At 59.0% G+C, this 18093-nt stretch carries 18 protein-coding genes; 9 read left to right on the forward strand and 9 right to left on the reverse strand.

Annotated features, from left to right (window positions below):
• Positions 1–17: 17 nt before the first annotated feature.
• On the forward strand, positions 18–2039 hold the full coding sequence (locus A3OQ_RS23605; protein ID WP_020175773.1) for an FRG domain-containing protein: 2022 nt from the start codon (positions 18–20) through the stop codon (positions 2037–2039).
• Between the two features lie 262 nt (positions 2040–2301).
• A complete protein-coding gene (locus tag A3OQ_RS0112705; protein WP_020175775.1) occupies positions 2302–2826 on the forward strand; it encodes a cytochrome P460 family protein in 525 nt (174 codons plus the stop codon).
• A gap of 78 nt (positions 2827–2904) precedes the next feature.
• On the opposite strand, the gene A3OQ_RS0112710 is transcribed toward A3OQ_RS0112705, so the two are convergent.
• Entirely contained in the window at positions 2905–4524 is a 1620-nt protein-coding gene (locus A3OQ_RS0112710; protein ID WP_020175776.1) for a GMC family oxidoreductase, read from the reverse strand.
• 93 nt (positions 4525–4617) lie between these two features.
• Positions 4618–5478, reverse strand: coding sequence for an alpha/beta fold hydrolase (locus A3OQ_RS0112715; protein ID WP_026595784.1), 861 nt, complete (start codon positions 5476–5478; stop codon positions 4618–4620).
• Positions 5479–5618: 140 nt separating this feature from the next.
• On the opposite strand from A3OQ_RS0112715, the gene A3OQ_RS22270 reads away from it, so the two are divergent.
• The 5 genes from A3OQ_RS22270 to A3OQ_RS22275 all read left to right on the forward strand — a co-directional run bounded on the left by A3OQ_RS22270 (position 5619) and on the right by A3OQ_RS22275 (position 8619).
• Positions 5619–6230: a TetR/AcrR family transcriptional regulator gene (locus tag A3OQ_RS22270; RefSeq protein ID WP_051116035.1), complete on the forward strand. Its 612-nt coding sequence runs from the start codon at positions 5619–5621 to the stop codon at positions 6228–6230.
• 124 nt (positions 6231–6354) lie between these two features.
• Positions 6355–6927 (forward strand): 2'-5' RNA ligase family protein, encoded by a 573-nt coding sequence (locus A3OQ_RS0112725; RefSeq protein ID WP_152428429.1) that lies wholly within the window; start codon positions 6355–6357, stop codon positions 6925–6927.
• A 22-nt stretch (positions 6928–6949) separates the two neighbouring features.
• A complete protein-coding gene (locus A3OQ_RS0112730) occupies positions 6950–7606 on the forward strand; it encodes a DNA-3-methyladenine glycosylase family protein (RefSeq protein WP_020175780.1) in 657 nt (218 codons plus the stop codon).
• Between the two features lie 8 nt (positions 7607–7614).
• Entirely contained in the window at positions 7615–8046 is a 432-nt protein-coding gene (locus A3OQ_RS0112735; RefSeq protein ID WP_020175781.1) for a DUF1489 family protein, read from the forward strand.
• 69 nt (positions 8047–8115) lie between these two features.
• Positions 8116–8619, forward strand: coding sequence for a DUF3016 domain-containing protein (locus A3OQ_RS22275; protein ID WP_020175782.1), 504 nt, complete (start codon positions 8116–8118; stop codon positions 8617–8619).
• Positions 8620–8651: 32 nt separating this feature from the next.
• On the opposite strand, the gene A3OQ_RS0112745 is transcribed toward A3OQ_RS22275, so the two are convergent.
• The 3 genes from A3OQ_RS0112745 to A3OQ_RS0112755 all read right to left on the reverse strand — a co-directional run bounded on the left by A3OQ_RS0112745 (position 8652) and on the right by A3OQ_RS0112755 (position 13383).
• Positions 8652–9635, reverse strand: a complete 984-nt coding sequence (locus A3OQ_RS0112745) for an NHL repeat-containing protein (protein ID WP_020175783.1) — start codon at positions 9633–9635, stop codon at positions 8652–8654.
• A gap of 261 nt (positions 9636–9896) precedes the next feature.
• Entirely contained in the window at positions 9897–12209 is a 2313-nt protein-coding gene (locus A3OQ_RS0112750; RefSeq protein ID WP_026595785.1) for an FdhF/YdeP family oxidoreductase, read from the reverse strand.
• A 289-nt stretch (positions 12210–12498) separates the two neighbouring features.
• A complete protein-coding gene (locus A3OQ_RS0112755) occupies positions 12499–13383 on the reverse strand; it encodes an NAD(P)-dependent oxidoreductase (protein ID WP_040581050.1) in 885 nt (294 codons plus the stop codon).
• A gap of 170 nt (positions 13384–13553) precedes the next feature.
• On the opposite strand from A3OQ_RS0112755, the gene A3OQ_RS0112760 reads away from it, so the two are divergent.
• Entirely contained in the window at positions 13554–13901 is a 348-nt protein-coding gene (locus A3OQ_RS0112760; RefSeq protein WP_026595786.1) for an ArsC family reductase, read from the forward strand.
• Positions 13902–14040: 139 nt separating this feature from the next.
• Here A3OQ_RS0112760 and A3OQ_RS0112765 read toward each other — a convergent pair whose 3' ends face one another.
• From A3OQ_RS0112765 to A3OQ_RS0112785, 4 genes are all read right to left on the reverse strand, one after another.
• The gene (locus A3OQ_RS0112765) at positions 14041–14499 is read right to left on the reverse strand and encodes a YybH family protein (RefSeq protein WP_161607336.1); all 459 of its coding nucleotides are present in this window, start codon (positions 14497–14499) and stop codon (positions 14041–14043) included.
• 120 nt (positions 14500–14619) lie between these two features.
• Complete coding sequence (locus tag A3OQ_RS0112770) at positions 14620–15120, reverse strand: peptide deformylase (RefSeq protein WP_026595787.1); 501 nt, start codon at positions 15118–15120, stop codon at positions 14620–14622.
• Between the two features lie 415 nt (positions 15121–15535).
• Positions 15536–16381, reverse strand: coding sequence for a universal stress protein (locus A3OQ_RS0112780; protein WP_020175789.1), 846 nt, complete (start codon positions 16379–16381; stop codon positions 15536–15538).
• Positions 16382–16496: 115 nt separating this feature from the next.
• Complete coding sequence (locus A3OQ_RS0112785) at positions 16497–17144, reverse strand: BON domain-containing protein (RefSeq protein ID WP_020175790.1); 648 nt, start codon at positions 17142–17144, stop codon at positions 16497–16499.
• A 354-nt stretch (positions 17145–17498) separates the two neighbouring features.
• Here A3OQ_RS0112785 and A3OQ_RS0112790 point away from each other — a divergent pair, with 354 nt between their 5' ends.
• A complete protein-coding gene (locus tag A3OQ_RS0112790) occupies positions 17499–18029 on the forward strand; it encodes a flavin reductase family protein (RefSeq protein WP_020175791.1) in 531 nt (176 codons plus the stop codon).
• Positions 18030–18093 lie beyond the last annotated feature (64 nt).

The raw sequence follows: 18093 nt of genomic DNA on the forward strand, positions 1-18093 counted from the left end.
AAAGGCGTCAATACATTGTGTATGATGTGGCAAGCGAGCCGCCGGCGACTACCGAGTGGGAGAAAGGATTTGACAGCTTCATCGGAGGGGGCATGGATTTTCACGTAGAGAGCGTACAGATCGCGGTTGAGAAGTGTTGGCAGCTGGTTCAGGAAGGACAGGCCGACCTATTTCGTGGCCAAACGCGCGATTGGCCGAAACTCATTCCGAGCATCTTCCGCACCTCGGGGGAGTACAGAGCGACCGCATTGAAAGAACTTGAGTACTTTAAAGAGTGGGCCCGAAGCGTGCCGCAAATGGCCGTCTACCGCGGTGAAGACGCTTCGATCACCGCCATCGCACAACACTATGGAATTCCAACCGCCTTTCTTGACCTGACAACAAATCCGGAAATCGCAGCACTCTTCGCGAAGACATCGGCCGCTGGAGAAGCATCATCCGAGGCTGTCATCTACTGTTTTTTGGAAGCCGGTTTGACGTCGCTTAAAGAAGCACGTCTAACAAGGATCAATGTTGACAATCTCTGGCGATTGGAATCTCAGAAAGGCTTGTTCCTTCAATTCCTTGATGAAACCTTAGCGGACACGCTTCGTGACCAGGCAATCCGCATCTACTTTCCCGTGTCAAGCTTAGCCGCCGAAGAACGAACTCGCCTTTATCCAGTCAGAAAAAGCGCCCTCGAATGTATTATCGACCAGTGGATTTATCGGAGGCAGGTCGAAGAGGTCACGGAGAATCTGGAAGGCATTCGATACAAATTTATTACGCATCGAGAGACGTACCCAGGTTCTTTTCGATGGCGTGCGATGCCGAAGTTCGAAGCAAATTGGTTTGAGCAAGAACCCGCATGGGTGTTCCCGCCGATTGAAAGCGTTTCAATCGTTGACGATCCTGAAATCATCACTCTTCCAATTGTAAATTTTACTCAGCCAGACTTGGCGAGGGAGGAGCTGGTAACGGCGTTTCAAGGCCCAATTCGACAAAGCCGCGCTACAGGTCGGTTGATGTGTTTTGTCGCAAGTCTTTCTCCTCAGAAGTCCCATCTCTCCGGTAGTGTGTCTACGCTTATCAATCGATGCTGGGACGGAGTGCGAGTATTGCCTTATCAAGCCGATGAGGTGACCGCATCGATGGCGCTAACGGCGATGCTGCTTCTCGCTAGAGCAGAAGAGGTAGAGGGCGTTGATGACTGGCCAAAACAGTTCTTCGGCGAGCTGAAAACTATAGAAGTTGCGCCGATAGGAGGGCACATAGAAGCGGGTGCAGTTTCGAGAACCGACCTAAAGAGCGCGATGTCGAGCCGATACCTTGGCATGATGACAGCGTACATGCAAAGAAAGGCCGAGGAAGACCCAGAGTTTCCGATGTTGTACGTCACGGATCATTGGATGCTTTTTGGATTCAATGCTTTTAAGAAACTGTTTGTTGAGCAATTCATTCCAACCGCTGTGGATGGTTATTGGAGAGAAGATCTGGCATCGTACGAAGGCGCTCTTGGCTGCTTGTGGAGTATTAACTTCAATCCAGTACTTCTTGGGTATGTAACACCCTTCGAGTTCCGGTTTTATTCGCCCATTGCGGGTGAGAGGGATTGCCGGCAAATTGCCTATGTCCTTCCTGACATGGACAGGCATGACCTAGAGGAATTGTTCATCTCATGCTTGCCAACTGTCTTGGGCAAGAACAATCCATTCCAAGTCAGATTTCATGGGTATTCTTCTGACCCGAGACCAGTTTGGGAGATTGAGCGTGCTATCGAGCAATCGAAGTGGATCGTTGAAGTTGGTGGAATCTCTGTACTCGACGTTATCCCTTCGGTGACTTCGGCACTGGACGATGAAAAGCAGCAAGTTTTTAAGGGAGTTGGAGCATTTGAGATATGGCTGATTTCGAAGGGCTTGATTCCAGAAGTCCATGGTAAGGCTTTTGAAGATATAAAACCTATCTTTGATGAGTTCTGGGGCGAGTTGATGATCTCAAATGCCAACCTTCAGACGCGCGCGGAGAGTGCGCGTGATTGGCCAGGGCCAGTGTCTTAGCCGCGGCAGGCCCGCATCAACCGCGAAGTAAACGGCATCAGCCGTGTGCTATGATGTGACGAGCAGAGCTTCACCGCAGCTTTGTCGACATCGACGGCAATCGAGATCGGCGTTAGCCTCTGCATAGGCCCAGCCCGCCGCATACGGGGAGGGGCCGCGACGGCCAGATATTCCATTGCGGCTATTAGGACTGCACGCATTGCGATCCAACGATCCAAAGTGAAATTCATTTTCACTTTCATGCATGTGAAAGGGCGCATCCATGAAACGCATCCCACTTTTGGCATTCGCAGCCGCGACAAGCGTCTGCATCATCGCATCGATGTCCGCCCCCGCCGGAGGCGCCGAAGACGAGGCCTCGCCGATCTTCGGCGTCAGAATCCCTACAGGTTATAGGCAATGGTCCATGATCGCCGTGTCGCATGAGGCAGGCCAGCTCAACGAGCTGCGCGGCATTCTCGGAAACCCCGTCGCGATGAAAGCCTTTGTCGACGGCACGCTGCCTTTCCCGGACGGCACGATCATCGCCAAAGTGGCTTGGAAAGAACTGTCGTCTGTCGGCGACGACGCGGCGCTGGGTTCCATGCAGGCCTATGTCCCAGGCGCGCCTACGACGGTTCAGATCATGGTCAAGGACTCGTCAAAATATGCCGAGACGGGCGGCTGGGGCTTCGGCCGCTTCATCGGCGGCAAGCCGACCGACGAAGCGCAGCACGAGACCTGCTTTCCCTGCCATCAGGCCAATGCGAAAGACCACGACTTCGTCTTTACGCGTTACGCGCCGTGATGACCGACAATTGAAAACGCGCCGCGCATCATCGTTGAAGCGAACGGCGCGTCGATTACGTGTTCGCTTTCGAGCCGATCAAAGCTGACGTTCGCGGGCGATTGCCCTGGCTGCCTGCTCGCCAATGATGACGCTGGGTGCCATGGTATTGGCCAGAGGAATCCGCGGCATCACGGAGGCGTCGGCGATGCGGAGACGGTCCACGCCATAGACCTTGAGACGGCCGTCCACGACGGACATGTCATCCTGCCCCATTTTGGCGGTGCAGCTCTGGTGCCAAATGGTCGTCACGCCGTCGCGGATAAAATCGTCCATGGCGGCAGAGGTGAGTGCCGTCGGCATGACCTCCCGCTTCACGAAGCTCCGAAGCGCCTTGGTGTTGCCGACCTCGCGCGCGAGCTCGACGCATCGCCGCAATGCGGTCAGGTCCGCCGGATCGGAAAGGATCTGCGAGTCGATCAGGATGGGGTCTTCGGGTTTGGCGCCCGTCAGGCGCAGACGGCCTACGCTGTGGGGACGCAGCAGCGCCGGAAAGATGCCCCAGGATCCGGCCGGTATGGCGTGACGCGCCGCGAGTTCGGGAGTTGGCACGGGGAACTGGATCTGAAGCAATTGGATATCGGGACTATCGAGCTCCGGCGCGCTCCTGGCGAAGATGGACGCTTCGCCGCCATTGCCATGGGGGGCGATCGGCTCCGGATATTCCCAGATGCAGCTTGAGACCATGATGTGGTCCTGGAAGTTGGCGCCCACGCCTGGGAGATGTTGGAGCAACGGGATATCCAGCGACGCGAGCGTCTCAGAATCACCAATGCCGGACTGCATCAGCACCTTGGGGGTGTGGATGGCGCCAAGCGACAGGATCACTTCCTGCGAGGCGAGGAAACGGCGGCCCCGGCCGTCGACGATGCACTCCACGCCGATCGCCGCGCCCCGTTCAATGAGCACACGCGTGACCATAGTGCCGGGCAGCACCGTAAGGTTCGGCTGGTGCATCACGGGGAATGTGTAGGACCGGAAAATCGACTGCCGCCGGCCGTCGCGAATGCGCAGGTTAAAGTAGGATGCGCCGCCCGGGCCTTCCATCATGTCGCCGTTTTGATCGTCGAAGACAGGGATGCCGAGTTCGGTGGCGGCGTCGAGCATCGCGACTGCGACGGGGTTCGGCTCGGTCGGAGGCGTGATGTAAAGGAGGCCATTCTTTCCGCGCCGGACCGGATCGGGTTTGCCTTGCCAGTTCTCGATCTCGCGGTAGATGGCCAGAACGGAATCGTAGCTCCAGGCGGGGTCGGCGGCCTCGGCGGCGAAATAATCCCAATCGGTCTTGTGGCCACGCGCCCAGAGCATGACGTTGATGCTCGATCCTCCCCCCAGTACCTTGCCCATACTCATCGGGATGGCACGCCCGTTGAGGTGGGGGTTGGGCAAGGCTGTGAAGCCCCAGTCGCGGGTGCTGCCGAGATTCATCGGCCACGCCACAGCCATTTCCACCTCGGGGACGCTGTCGCTGCCGCCGGCCTCGATCAGCAGCACCGAGACAGCCGGATTCTCGGCGAGCCGCCGCGCCACGACAGCGCCGGACGAGCCGGATCCGCAGACGATGAAATCGTAGGTGTCCCGCAAGGAGCCGCGAAGCCGAAGTTGGTTTTCTTCAACCTTGCGGACGAATTTCGCGTCAAGAGTCGATGCTTCGCTCATTTGCACTCCAACACATAAGAAGGGGATGTCGCGTCAGGCGCAGACCGCACGGCCCGGTCGCGTGGCGAACCGGGCCGGGTTGATGGCTCTCAATTACGCGTCGAGAAAGGTCCGGACATGGCTGACGAACGCTTCGTGGTGTTGGAAGAGAGCACCGTGACCGGAGTCGGGATAGAGCACCAGCTGAGCGTTGCTCAGCCCCTTGAACATCGCGTAGGCGTTGTCGGCCGGCAGCATGGTGTCGTTGCTGCCGCAGACCACGAGGGCAGGCTGCTTGATGGCCCGCAGCATGGCGTGCTCAGGATCGGGCGTGGCGCACCAGGTGATCAGCGCCTTGGCCTGCGGGTCCGTCACAGCGCTGCCGCCGTCCGTGTCCCGATCTTCTTTGCGGGCATAGACCCGGTCCAGAAACGCCTTGCCGGCGGCCTGGCTGCCAGCCGATTGGGTGAAGAAGAGCGGCAGCCGCGGATCCGGCGCTTCTTTGTGTGAGAAGGCCTCCTTGAGGACCGCCAGCAAGTGCTCTTCACCGCCCTGCGGCGCGGTGCCGACGAGGATCAACTTGCGAACCAGTTGACCGTGCTCGGCCGCTATCTGCTGGGCGACGCAGCCGCCGAGGGAATAGCCCAGCAGGTCAACCTTGGCGAAACCAAGCAGCCCAATGAAAGTAACCGCGTCGCGCGCCATCGCTGCGACACTGTCGGGGGTTTGGCCCGTCGAGCGGCCGACCCCGGCGTTGTCAAACGCGATCACCGGGCGATCTGCGGCGAGGGCGTTCACGACGGCGGGATCCCACGCATCGATGTTGCCTGAGAAATGCTGCAGCAGAACCAGCGGCGTCCCCGTTGATGGGCCGAGCTGACGATAGGCGAAGCGAATCCCGCCAGCTTCGACGTAACGGGTGGGCGCTGTTTCCAGCGTTGCGGGGTCGCGGCTCGCGACTTTGAGTTCAGTCATATCATCCTCCTGGCGCTCGAGTACGGGCCGCTTCACGCTCATGACGAGCGCTCCGGCTTGAGATATTCATGATCATCATCATGTATTTGTATACATGATGTATGTCATGTATATCTGTCAAGGCTTCCCCGGAGACGGTCATGAGAGTTAGTCGCGAAAAGGTGATGGAAAACCGGCGGACGATCCTCGACGCCGCCGGCCGGCTGTTCAGGGAGCGTGGATTCGAGGCCGTCACGGTCGCGGACGTCATGCAGGCGGCCGGTCTTACCCATGGCGGCTTCTACGGCTACTTTGAGTCGAAGGATGAACTCATCGCCGAAACACTCGCAGAAGCGCTGACGCGGACCACGACCGGGCCGTTAAGCGACCTGTCGGCCTACGCATCTGAATATCTGTCGCGGGCGCATCGCGACGATCTGGGCCGCGGATGCCCTACCGCCGCTTTGGCCGCGGAGACGATCCGTCAGGCCGGTGGCGCACGCACAGAGCTGACGAAGGGTCTCAGACAGCAGATCGAGCGTTTCAGCCGCGTTGCCGTGGGCGAAGATAGCGTTCAGAAACGCCAAACAGCGATCGGCAGCTGGGCAGCGATGGTCGGGGCGATGATCCTGGCGCGCGCGAGCGACGACCCGAAGCTGTCCAATGAGGTGCTCGATCAAACGCGAGCCTGGCTCGAGGCAAAGGCCAAAGATCATAAACAGCCCAAGTCAGGGAATGGGATGGCCAAGGCCCGAAGACTCGCCAAGAACTGACACGTGAAGGATGCACCGTGAACATGCGCGGTCCCATTATGTATTCTTGATTTGTTCTTAACGGATGATAGGCTTCATACGGGCAGGGCAATGAGCATGTCCTTGTCATTGTGGAATTATTGTCATGCGTTCTTCGCTATCGGCTATGCTGGGCCGCGCGCCACGGCACGCTCTCTTCTTCGCGCTTTATCCGCCGGTCGAGACGGCGGCTCACATTTCCCGTTTCGCAGATCGCATGTTCGAAAAGGGCCTTTTGAGAGGTCCGCGCGTGGCGTGCGAACGTCTGCATATTTCGCTCAATGGCCTCGGCACGTATCAGGCCCCGCCCAACGATTTGGTCGGTCGAGCCAGCGAGGCCGCCTCAAAGGTGAAGCGCCGCCGGTTCAAACTTGCTCTGAACCGCCTCATGAGCTTTCAAAACAGGAAGGGCCTGCACCCCTGCGTTTTGTCCGGCGATGACGGATTGATCGGTATAGACTTGCTCTATGGCGCGATCTATCTGACGCTGAGGCTGGAAGGTCTGCGATGTCCGCGCGAGCGCATCACGCCGCATCTCACTCTATCGCGCGAGACTACCGCGCTGCCGGACGATTTCATTGAACCGGTGAGCTGGCAGGTCGATGAATTCCGCCTGATCCATAGCCCCTATGGCGAGAGCCGCCATAATGTGCTGGGCTGCTGGCCGCTTGAGGACTGACAGTGGAGTTAGAAGCTGCGTGATGGAAAGCACTCGATCGGCTGAAGAGATCGCCGCCGCCCGCGCCGCGCTCTCTCTTCTCGACCCGGCGCTCGCCATTGCGCATGAAGCGACGCCAGCCTTTCTCTGGCGCTCGAAGCCCGCCGGCTTTCCAGGCTTGGTGAAGCTCGTCCTCGAACAACAGGTCTCGGTCGCGTCCGCCGCGGCCATCTGGGCGCGCCTTGAGGCCGGACTTGGCGCCGTCACGCCGAAGAAAGTCCTTCGTCACGATATCGATGCGTTGAAAACCTTTGGCCTTTCGATGCAGAAGGCGGCTTACGTCCGGGCGATTGCAGAAGCCAATGTCGCGGGGCAATTGGATTTTGAGGCGCTGCGAAGCCTCGACGACGCGGCGGCTGTCGCCATGCTCACCGCGATCAAAGGCATCGGCCGCTGGACGGCGGAAGTCTATTTGATGTTTTGCGAGGGTCGTGGCGATCTTTTTCCGGCCGGCGATCTTGCCTTGCAGGAGGCGCTGCGTCTTGCCGATCGCGCCGAGGCACGATTGAGCCAAAAGGCGCTCTATCTTCGCGCGGAAGCCTGGCGCCCGCATCGCGGTGTCGCCGCGCATTTGCTCTGGTCCTATTATGGAGCCATCAGGCGCGGCGAAATCGAGCCCGCCAAAATATTGGCCGTTTAAGCTCACTCATGACGCTTCATCTCATCAAGCTGTGCGTCGGCATCGAGACCTTGTCCGACCTCGCGGCATGGCAGAGCCGGCGCCTCAAGGAAAAGAAACGCGATGGCGAGACACAGGAACTCATTCATGTCACCCGTCATGCGCCGCGCCGCGCCGCGGAAATATTGGATGGCGGTTCGCTCTATTGGGTGATCAAGGGCTGGGTCAGCGCGCGGCAAAGACTGCTCGAATTCCGGCCGGTGATGAAAAATGGCATCGCGCATTGCGCACTCGTCTATGACAAGGAGCTTGTTGCGGTCGAGCCCCGCGCGCATCGCGCCTTTCAAGGCTGGCGCTATCTCGACCCGAAGGATGCGCCGCCGGATATGGCCATATGGACCAAGGGCGCGGACTTGCCCGATGCCTTGCGGCGCGAACTCATATCCTTGGGATTGCTGTGAGAGCCAGCCTTGCCGCCGTGAATTCCTGACCGACATAATATATCGATACGTCAATCCTGGAGGGTCATCATGCGGCGCACGGCAATCGCAGTCTTCGCCGGTCTCGCGGCGGCGGCGTTCATAGGCCCCGCGCAAGCGGGCGTCATGGTGAGCTTTCTGCCGGCGGCGAGCTATCATGATTTCGACGCGGAGGCGCCCGCCGTCCGCGCGTCGATGTTGAACGAGATCCGGCAGACCTTCGAACAACTCGGTGCGGAATATCTCAAGCCCGGCCAAAATCTGAAGATCGAGGTGCTCGACATTACTCGTGCTGGGATGGTTGATCCGCGCCGCCCGCTTGGCGATCTCCGCATCGTGAGCAGCACGATGCCGCCGCCGCGCATCAAGGTGCAATATGCGCTGATGCAGAATGGCAAAACCATTCTGCATGCGCAGGAGACGATTGCGGATATCGACTATCTGCAAAACACGAACGCGCGTTTTTCGAGCGATCCGCTCGTTTATGAAAAGGCGACCTTGCGCGACTGGTTTGCCACGCGCTTCGGTACCGCTGCGCCGGGGCCGCGCTACTGAGCGCTGCCGGAGGCCTTTAGCATCTAAAGGCTTTAATGCGCCGACAAAGGCACGGCGTAGAGACGGAAGGGCAGCTTGGCGCCGTCGCCCTTTTTCTCCGCGTCGAAGAGCACGGGGAGTTGGCCTTCAGCGACCCATGCCGTCTTGCCGACTACGGTCGTGCCGGTCGGCGTCAAAAATCCTTCCTTGAGCGTTTCGATCTTCGGTGTATCGCCGTCGATCGTGACGCGGTCGAGGCTGCCGCTGCCTTCGACCAGCAGGAAAGTGCCGTCGCTCAAAGGGCGCAACGCATCCGCCAGAACCAGCGCGCGGGATGGATGGAGCTCCGTCACCGCGCCCGGCTTGCCGTCCTGAACCGCGACGCGAAAGAATTGCGCTTTGTTATAGGTATCGACGTAGAGCGTGCCGTCGCGGCCGAAGGCGATGCCGTCGAGGCCGGCGCCCTTGGCGGGCGGCGTGAACAGCGGATTTGTCAGCCAGACCTCGAATGTCTTGGCTCCCGGCCGCAGGCGCAGAATGTCCGGTGCGAAACTGTTCGTGACATAGGCCGATCCGTCCGGACCTATGGCAATGTCGTTGCAAAGCGATGGCCCATCCGGGAAGGCAACGCTGACGCGTCCTTCTCCGGTTTTGAGATCGAAGCCTTTCAGAAAGCTGCCTTTGACATCTCCGGGTCCAGGCACGCCCAGAGCCGAGGCATCGTTCGAGCAAACCCAAAGCGTGCCGGTCTTTTCATCCGCGAGCAGGCCGAAGGTCGAGCGCGTGCCGAAGGCGCCGGGCGCGATCCATGCCTGAGCCTCGGCGCCCCCCGGAGGAACGCGTGAGACACCGCCGCTCGCGAGGCTGCCGACATAAAGCGTGCCGTCCGACGTGGATGTGATGCTTTCGGGAAAGGCGCGCGCGCCGGGCACAGTCACGCTGTCCGGCGCGGATTGCGCCGACGCGTTCGAAATCATGAGGGTTGCGATGGAGACGGCCGCAATCCGGCATGCCGTCAGGTATTTTTGAGCCGTCATTAGGAGTTTCCCCGTATGTGTTATGCTATTCCGTCATCTATATAGGACCGGCATGTGCGATGGAAAGATCGGATCTGACATAGGTGGCGGCATGTCATCAATTTTCACGGAGGCCTATGCCTAAAGAGGGAAGCGGACGTCCGATGCCGACCGAACGCAGACAACGAAAAAATTTGCCCGAACGCTCGAAAAAGCGCCCGGGCAATGCAAGCCTGCCTTTGCGAGACAGGACTCAAATATAAGCTTTGGTTATTAGGCTTCTTATGAGGACAAGGTCCTCGATGCGGTCTCATCCGCATGCCGTATAATTCGCACCGGCACGGATTTATAGGACGGCGTGCCGCTTTGCGCATCGTGATAGGAGAGCGGCACCAGGCCATTGGCCTCGGGATAATAGGCGGCCACGGAGCCCTGCGCGATGTCATAGGCAACAGCGATGAAGCCGTCGAGACGCAAGGTCTCGCCCGTCGGCAAAGCGGTTTCGACGTTGATCGTATCGCCGTGCTTGAGGCCGCGCGCCGTCAGATCGCCCTGATTCATGAAGACGACATCGCGCCGCCCGAATACGCCGCGATAGCGGTCGTCGAGGCCATAGATCGTCGTATTATATTGATCGTGGCTGCGGATCGTCGTCAGCCGCAGCACATTGCCGTTCGACACCTCTGGATCTTCATTCAGACCGCTAAAGGGAATGAACTCCGCCTTGCCGGAGGCCGTCTTCCAGACGCGCTCCGTCGCCGGCAGTGGCAAGCGGAAACCACCCGGCTTGCGGACCCGTTCGTTGAAATCCTTGAAGTCCGGAAAAACGGACTCGATCATGTCGCGGATGCGGTCGTAATCCTCGACGAGATCCATCCAGGCCACTTTGCTCTCAGGCAGCGCCGCGGCGGCCATGCCAGCGACGATCGCCGGCTCCGAGCGCAGATGTTCGGAGACGGGCGGAAGCTTGCCGCGCGACGCGTGCACCATCGACATGGAATCCTCGACCGTGACCATTTGCGCCCCTTGCGCCTGAACATCCTGTTCGGTGCGGCCGAGGCAGGGAAGGATGATCGATTCCTTGCCCACTAAAAGATGCGAGCGATTGAGTTTCGTTGCCACATGCACCGCGAGATCGAGTCTGCGCATGGCGGGATAGCATTGTCCGGGATCGGGCAGCGCCACTGCCAGATTGCCGCCGAGACAGATCAGCACTTTGGAACGCCCGTCGATGATTGCCTGCATCGATGCGACGGCATCATGGCCATGCGCATCGGGTGGCGTGAAGCCGAAGGTCTGCTCGATCCGCGACAGCATGTCGGCGCCGGGCTTTTCCGTAATGCCGACGGTGCGGTCGCCCTGCACATTGGAATGGCCGCGCAGCGGACAGATGCCCGCGCCAGGCTTGCCGAAATTGCCGCGCATCAGCAAAAGATTGGCGAGCTGCTGGACATTGCCGGTGCCCTTGCTGTGCTGCGTAATGCCCATACCATAGCTGATGATGGTCGCGTTCGACTTGGCATAGGCCTCGGCCACGGATTCGAGTGCTGCGCGAGGCAGGCCGGAAGCCTTTTCAATCGATGCCCAATCGGTTGCGGCGAGATCGGCGACCAAGGCATCGAAGCCATGCGTATGCGTCGCGATGAAATCGCGGTCGAGCACGCCGCCGGTCGGCTTGCGGGCCTCGTCAAGCGCCAGCAGCGCCTTCATGATGCCCTTGAGCGCAGCCGCGTCGCCGCCGACTTTCACTTGATAATAGGAGGAGGCGATCTCTTCATAACCGAAGGTCGACATCTCGATCGGGTTCTGCGGATCGGCGAAACGTTCGAGCGCGCGCTCGCGCAGCGGATTGAATACGATGATTGGTACACCGCGCTTCGCCACTTCATGAAGCGTGCCCATCATGCGCGGATGATTGGTACCGGGGTTATGCCCCATGGCGATGAGCAATTCGCAATGGTCGAAGTCGTCGAGCGAGACGGTGCCTTTTCCCAAGCCGATCGATTGCGGCAACCCGACGCTCGTCGCCTCATGGCACATGTTGGAGCAATCGGGGAAATTATTGGTGCCATATTCGCGGGCGAAAATCTGATAGAGAAATGCCGCCTCGTTCGAGGCGCGGCCCGAGGTGTAGAATTCCACCATGTTCGGATCGGGCTGTGCGCGCAAAACCTCACCGATGCGCTGAAAGGCTGCGTCCCAGCTGATCGCTTTATAGGTGTCGCTCGCGGCATCATAGGCGAGCGGATGCGTGAGCCGGCCTTCGTTTTCGAGCTCGTAGTCCGACCAGTTCCACAAAGATGAAACGCTGTGCGCGGCGAAAAACTCGGGCGAGACGCGCTTTTTTGTCGCTTCCCACGTAACCGCTTTGGCGCCGTTTTCGCAGAACTGGAAGGTGGATGTATGTTCCTTATCGGGCCAAGCGCAACCGGGACAGTCAAATCCGCGCGGCTTGTTCGTGCGAAACAGAGTGAGCGCCGCTTCGGTCGCATCCATCTGCTCCCGGATCGCCTTCGCCGTCGCACGCAATGCACCCCAACCTCCTGCCGGATGTGTATAGGGTCTGATTCCCGGCACCTTGCGTGGCCGTGACATCCAAGTCTCCATTCATGAGATCGTCGGCTCCATGGTCTCAGCCGTGCGGCGAGATCGAAGCACTCGTTGGCAGCTCGTTTAGACCGAAGCGCCACACGCAATCCAATGAAACTGTTGGAATGGCCGATAGGAGATTTCGATTGAAACCAATCATTAAACATCATCGGCGGCATGAGCGCACGGCATCCCAAGCTCAAAGGCGCATGTAGGTATGAGCAGTGCCGCCCGCAATCTCGATGCTCTACAAGGAGAGGTAGCGGATCTTTATAGAATCGCGATCATGCGATCGTCAGCTTCTATCAAGCGCGCCGGTGCGCGCTTCCATCGCACGGACCACGGCAGCCATATCGGCGTCGCCGTGTCCTAGCGCTTGGGTCTCGGCATAGAGCGCATGACAGGCATCGAGCAGGGGCGATGCCACGCCGGACTTTCGCGCGGCCTCGGCGATCAGCCGGTTGTTTTCGAGCACATTGGAAATCGAGGCTTGAACGGCGAAGTCTTGCGCGGCGAGCTTTTGCGCCTTGATGCGCGACACGCTGCTCGCCATCGGACCGGCGTCGAGCACCGCCAGCAATTGATCGAGGTCGAGTGCATGACATTTGGCAAAATGCACCGCCTCCGCCAGGCCCGTGACCATGGTGATGAGAAAGAGATTGACCGCGAGCTTCATCAAAAGCGCATTCGGCACCGCTCCGCAGATAATCGTCTCGCCGCACATGGGTTTAAGCAGCGGGCGAACCGCCTCTACGGCGGCTTCGTCGCCTGCGAGCATGGCGACAAGCTCACCGCTCTCGGCAGGCTTGCGCGAGCCGGAGACGGGCGCTTCGACGTAAAGGCCTCCGGCGGCGCGGATGTCGGCTTCGAGCCCGCGCGAATATTCGGGCGAGGTCGTTCCCATATGGACGATCGTGTGCTCCGCGACCGTCGCAGCGAAATCCGGCGTGCCGCGGCTGAGAACCGAATCGATCGCGGCATCGTCGGCGAGCATCAGAATCACGATACGTGTTTCACGGAAGAGTTCGGCCGGCGTTGCCACAACGCGCGCTCCGGCACCGCGTAGCGCATCGGTTTTGGCGGCGGATCTGTTCCACACTGCGAGCGGCATTCCGGCTTTCGCCAGATTGAGCGCCATGGGCCCTCCCATGGTGCCGAGACCGATGAAGCCTATGTCCACATGCACTTCCACTTGTTCGTAACTTTTAAAGGCACGTGACGTTGGTGATGCGCGATCAATTTCGCCGGAGTAGGGTAATGCCTGTCTGGAAAAGTGCCAGACTTTCAGAGGCCATGACGCATCAAAAGAAAATTCAAAATATGACTGCCGTTCAACTTTGGAGCGCACCAATGACCATCGCCGTCTATGGCATCAAGGCTTGCAGCACAGTGAAGAAGGCCCGCGACTGGCTCGACGGGCATGGCGTCACTTATGTCTTCCACGATTATAAGATCGAGGGCGCCGACCCGGCACTCTTGAAAGCCTGGTGCGGTGAATTCGGCTGGGAGACGATTCTCAACCGCTCCGGCACGACCTTTCGCAAAGTGCCCGAAGAGGACCGGCAAAATCTCGACGAAGCCAAGGCGATCAAGCTGATGCTGGCCCAGCCTTCGATGATCAAGCGCCCGGTCGTCGATCTCGGCAAACGCCGGTTGGTCGGCTTCAAGGCTGATCTTTATAGCGAGGCTTTTAAATGAAGCATGTCTCGCTCTGGGAGCGTCATTGCGAGGAGCTTCGCTCCGAAGCAATCCAGGCCATTGTCTGAGCGGTTGCTTGGATTGCTTCGCTTCGCTCGCAATGACGGTCTTCCGATCACGCTAGAGATGTCTTTGACTTTCACTTCGCGGGCAATGTGCTCGGCACCAGCAGCTTGATGTGCCAGCCGTTGGCTTCCTGCTGATAGACAACCGCGAGATTGCCTTCTTCGCGCTTCTCCTTGCCATCTTTTTCGGGCACGGTCACAGCGAAATGGCCGATGCCATAGCCGCCATTGCCTTGCAGATGGACTTCGGTGATCGTGGTCGCGTGATCCTTGGCGCCGGAGGCAAAGCGCTTCTCATAATAGGGTTTGAGGCCGGCCGTGCCGCGCACGACCACGCCCGAAGGCGAAATCAGGATAGCATCGGAGGCATAGACCTTCGTCATGCCATCGACGTCCTTGGCGCCGTAATAGGTGTCATATTGCTTCGCGAGTGTGGTCGCAGCCTGCATCAGGCTTTGCTCGGTGATCTCTTCGGCGCTTGCCGGTATTGCGAGGGCAAAGACACATAGGCAACCGAAGACATATTTCAACACGGGCTTGTCTCCCTGCATTCTATCCGCGCGGATAGCAGCAGACCGAGATGACATCTTCAAAGAAAAAATCCCGCAGGACGATCACATCGGATTGAACAGCCTGACGCGAGCAGCACGGAATTATGAAGCGCGTTGAATTTTCTCGTAGCGCTTGATGGTGCGGTCCTTGCGCAAGCGCGACAGCTTCTGCAGCCAGAAGATCCCGTCGAGCTGATCGATTTCATGGAGAAGACAGACGGCGAGCAATCCGTCGGCCTCCTCGACCTGTTCGGCACCGTCCAAATCCTGATAGGCGACGCGGACCCGGGCAGGGCGTTCGACATCTTCAAGCACGCCCTGCATCGAGACGCTGCCTTCCTTATAGGACGACATGTCGTCGGAAGCCCAGACGACGCGCGGATTGATATAGGTACGGACGCCGGTGCCGTCTTCGAGTTCGATCACGGCGAGCCGCTTCGCAACGCCGATATGAGATGCGGTGATCCCGAGCCCCGACGCATCGCGCATCGTGTCCAGCAGATCCTCCGCAAGCGTGCGAAGCTCCGCGTCGAAAGCGGTCACGGGAAGTGCCACTTCGCGCAGGCGGGGATCTGGAAATTGTAGAATGGGTCGGATTGTCACGCTGCCTCCTGCGTCCGCTCGTCGTCGGCCTCATCTTATGGGGCCTGACATAAATGATTTTGGAGGCTTTGGGAGAGCAGATATTTATCGCGTTTAAAATATCTGTGAAAACAGCTTGTTATGCGGGTGGCCATCGCGCCAGAGCGAAAAAGCGACTGCCCACGGAGGATCGAGCTCGTGGGCAGTCGCCGGCGGGAAACCATCATCCAGGGCTTGGGAGCGCCACTTTCCTGACCGGATGAAGGTCCCTCCTTGAGGGGAGCAACTGCGGCAAGATCCGCGTCAACCGCCCTCATTTTGAAGCATGATCCCATGCGGCGAGCCGCGTGGCGTTTTCACAGATCATGCACATGACCCTAAGAAGTTCAGGAACGGGATTTCGCGCTTTGATCTGAATCAAGCCGTCCATTTTGTCTCAATGAGCCATCAGAATCGGCACGGCGCAGCGCGTCAGAAAATCCCGTGTCACGCCGCCGAAGATCCATTCGTGCAATCTCGAATGACCATAGGCGCCAAGCACGACGAGATCTGGACCGATACGTACGGTTTCATTGAGAAGGGCATCTGCGACGCTGTCCCAATCCTGGATGTGCCGCAATTCGACTTTCACGCTATGACGGTCGAGATAGCGCGCTATATCGGCGCCCGGTGCCTCATGCTCCGCTTCGGGCGGCCCTTTGCGATCGACCATACCGACGATGACCTGACGAGCCTTTTCGAGAAAGGGCATGGCCTCAGTCACGGCCCTCGCAGATTCGCGCGTATTGCTCCAGCCGATGAAGATCGTGTCGAAGGATGAATTTACGCGCACCACCTCATCCGGCACGATAAAAACGCCGCGTCCGGCGCCGAGGAGGGCGGCTTCGATCACCGCCGGCCAGCGCTCGATGCCGTCAGGACGGTAAGGCCTGAGACCCACCACGAGATCGGTGGTACGCGCCTCGCTCGCGAAGCCTGCCCGCAGATCGTCGGGAACGATGTCGAGACGGCGCACCTCCGCTTGCGGGGTTGCGAGCCTTTCGAAGCGCCGGATCAGCGCCTCTTCGATCTGATCGCCACCGCTCAAGGCTTCGTCCTGGCTTATCGAGAGCGCGGCCGAGGCCTCGCCAAAATCCGCCATGGCCATTGAGATTTCGGGCAGCAGATGCGTGTAAACGCCACGTAGATGGGCGCCGAACAAAGCTGCGAGCCGGTCGGCATGCGCGATCCTGATCGTATCGTCGGAAGACCCATCTAGATGGACGACAATATCCTTGATCATAGCTTACGCCCTATCGATAAGAGGCCGCTTTGCATGATGTTGTCCTCGCGCTTGCGGCAGGTTATGGCGGGTCCGGGCGAATCGTAGGCCTCGCCCGGCCCCTGAAATCCATCGCTCAGTGAATCGCCAAGTGATCTTCGACCGAGGTTACGCCCGGTACCGACCAAGCGGCCCGCTCGGCTTCGGTGCGCTCGTGCCAGCTGCTCACGTGCCCGTCGAGGACAACCTTATTGTTGGTTACCTTGACCTGGATGCTTGCGGCTTCGACTTCGGCATTGCGCTTCAGCGCATTTTCGATGCGATTTTTGACGTCCTCTGCTTTGATCGGGGACCTGACTTCGATGAGATTGGTGACGCCGGTCACGCCCGACAGTTTACGCACGGCATCCTCAGCGCCCGCGCGCTGATAATGCCAATGGACCGCTCCATTGAGCGTGACCCAGCCCTGCTGGACTTTGACCTGCACGGCATCGTCTGGGATCGTCGTATCCCAGCCGATGATGTTAAGGGCGCGAGCCGCGATCTGATCGTCAGCGGTTTTCTTTTCGTTGGGATAACGCACCTGAATTTCTTCGGCGATCCCGCGGACGCCCTTCACGCGCCGCACCGCGTGCTCCGCGTCATATTTCTCGGCGAAACTGGCGACATGGCCGGTCAAAGTTACGATACCATTTTCGACGGCAATGCCGATGCTTGCCGCATTGATGCTCGGCTGGAATTCGAGCTCATCGATAATGCGCTGGCGCAGATCCTGATCATTCATGGCTACCTCCTCGGAGCTTCTATGGCTGGCCTTGGTGACACCATCTCGCATGGTTTGGGGTGAAAACGGTTTGACCTGCGTCAATTGGTCAAACAAGTGATCACAAAAGCGGAGCTGACGATTGCCGAAGGAACCTGTGCGGGCGTGAAATCGTTTGATTTGGCGCAATGCCGGACGACAGACCCTATATGCAGATTAAGCACGAATTCCCGCTTGTCCCGGCCGGAGAAGAGCCATGATGTCCATTGTGATGATAATGTCCCTTGTTGTCCCGCTCGCTTTCGCCTTAGTTACATTACGCGGCGCTCCGGAAGCCAAACGCGCCGAAGTGAAGGCCGTATCGCACCGCCGTTCATGAAGGCGCTGCCGCTCTCCGACGTCTATCAATTCATCGAACCGGGGCCGGTGGTGCTCGTGACGACGAGCCATCGGAGTCGGTCCAATGTCATGACCATGTCGTGGCATATGATGGTCGATTTCACGCCGCCTTTGATCGCCTGCGTCGTGAGTCAGGGCGATTATAGTTTTGCCGCATTGCGCGCGACGCGTGCCTGCGTGATCGCCATACCGGATGCAAAACTCGCAGAAAAGGTCGTAGCGATCGGCAATTGTTCGGGCCGCGATACGGATAAGTTCGAGGTATTTGGGCTGACGCAATTGCCGGCGGAAAACGTCGAGGCGCCCTTGATTGCGGAATGTTTCGTCAATCTCGAATGCAAGGTGGCGGATACGCGCCTCGTGAACAAATATAATCTTTTCGTGCTGGAGGTTATCAAAGCATGGCGGGACACGAAACAGCCGGCACCGAAGACGATCCACCATCGCGGGTTCGGAAGCTTTGTCGTCGACGGCGACACGCTCCAACTGCCGTCGCACATGCCATGACGCAGGATCGGTATTTGATCGATCGCAATGCGTGATCGCGTCATCCCGTTCGAAATAGTTTGCG

Source organism: Methyloferula stellata AR4 (assembly GCF_000385335.1).
Taxonomy (GTDB): Bacteria; Pseudomonadota; Alphaproteobacteria; order Rhizobiales; family Beijerinckiaceae; genus Methyloferula; species Methyloferula stellata.

Coding starts and splice junctions, on each gene's coding strand:
- A3OQ_RS22275 (WP_020175782.1), top strand. CDS start 8,116: ATGCGGCGCACGGCAATCGCAGTCTTCGCCGGTCTCGCGGCGGCGGCG.
- A3OQ_RS0112780 (WP_020175789.1), bottom strand. CDS start 16,381: ATGATCAAGGATATTGTCGTCCATCTAGATGGGTCTTCCGACGATACG.
- A3OQ_RS0112705 (WP_020175775.1), top strand. CDS start 2,302: ATGAAACGCATCCCACTTTTGGCATTCGCAGCCGCGACAAGCGTCTGC.
- A3OQ_RS0112785 (WP_020175790.1), bottom strand. CDS start 17,144: ATGAATGATCAGGATCTGCGCCAGCGCATTATCGATGAGCTCGAATTC.
- A3OQ_RS0112730 (WP_020175780.1), top strand. CDS start 6,950: ATGGAAAGCACTCGATCGGCTGAAGAGATCGCCGCCGCCCGCGCCGCG.
- A3OQ_RS0112710 (WP_020175776.1), bottom strand. CDS start 4,524: ATGAGCGAAGCATCGACTCTTGACGCGAAATTCGTCCGCAAGGTTGAA.
- A3OQ_RS22270 (WP_051116035.1), top strand. CDS start 5,619: ATGAGAGTTAGTCGCGAAAAGGTGATGGAAAACCGGCGGACGATCCTC.
- A3OQ_RS0112745 (WP_020175783.1), bottom strand. CDS start 9,635: ATGACGGCTCAAAAATACCTGACGGCATGCCGGATTGCGGCCGTCTCC.
- A3OQ_RS0112715 (WP_026595784.1), bottom strand. CDS start 5,478: ATGACTGAACTCAAAGTCGCGAGCCGCGACCCCGCAACGCTGGAAACA.
- A3OQ_RS0112735 (WP_020175781.1), top strand. CDS start 7,615: ATGACGCTTCATCTCATCAAGCTGTGCGTCGGCATCGAGACCTTGTCC.
- A3OQ_RS0112760 (WP_026595786.1), top strand. CDS start 13,554: ATGACCATCGCCGTCTATGGCATCAAGGCTTGCAGCACAGTGAAGAAG.
- A3OQ_RS0112790 (WP_020175791.1), top strand. CDS start 17,499: ATGAAGGCGCTGCCGCTCTCCGACGTCTATCAATTCATCGAACCGGGG.
- A3OQ_RS0112725 (WP_152428429.1), top strand. CDS start 6,355: ATGCGTTCTTCGCTATCGGCTATGCTGGGCCGCGCGCCACGGCACGCT.
- A3OQ_RS0112750 (WP_026595785.1), bottom strand. CDS start 12,209: ATGTCACGGCCACGCAAGGTGCCGGGAATCAGACCCTATACACATCCG.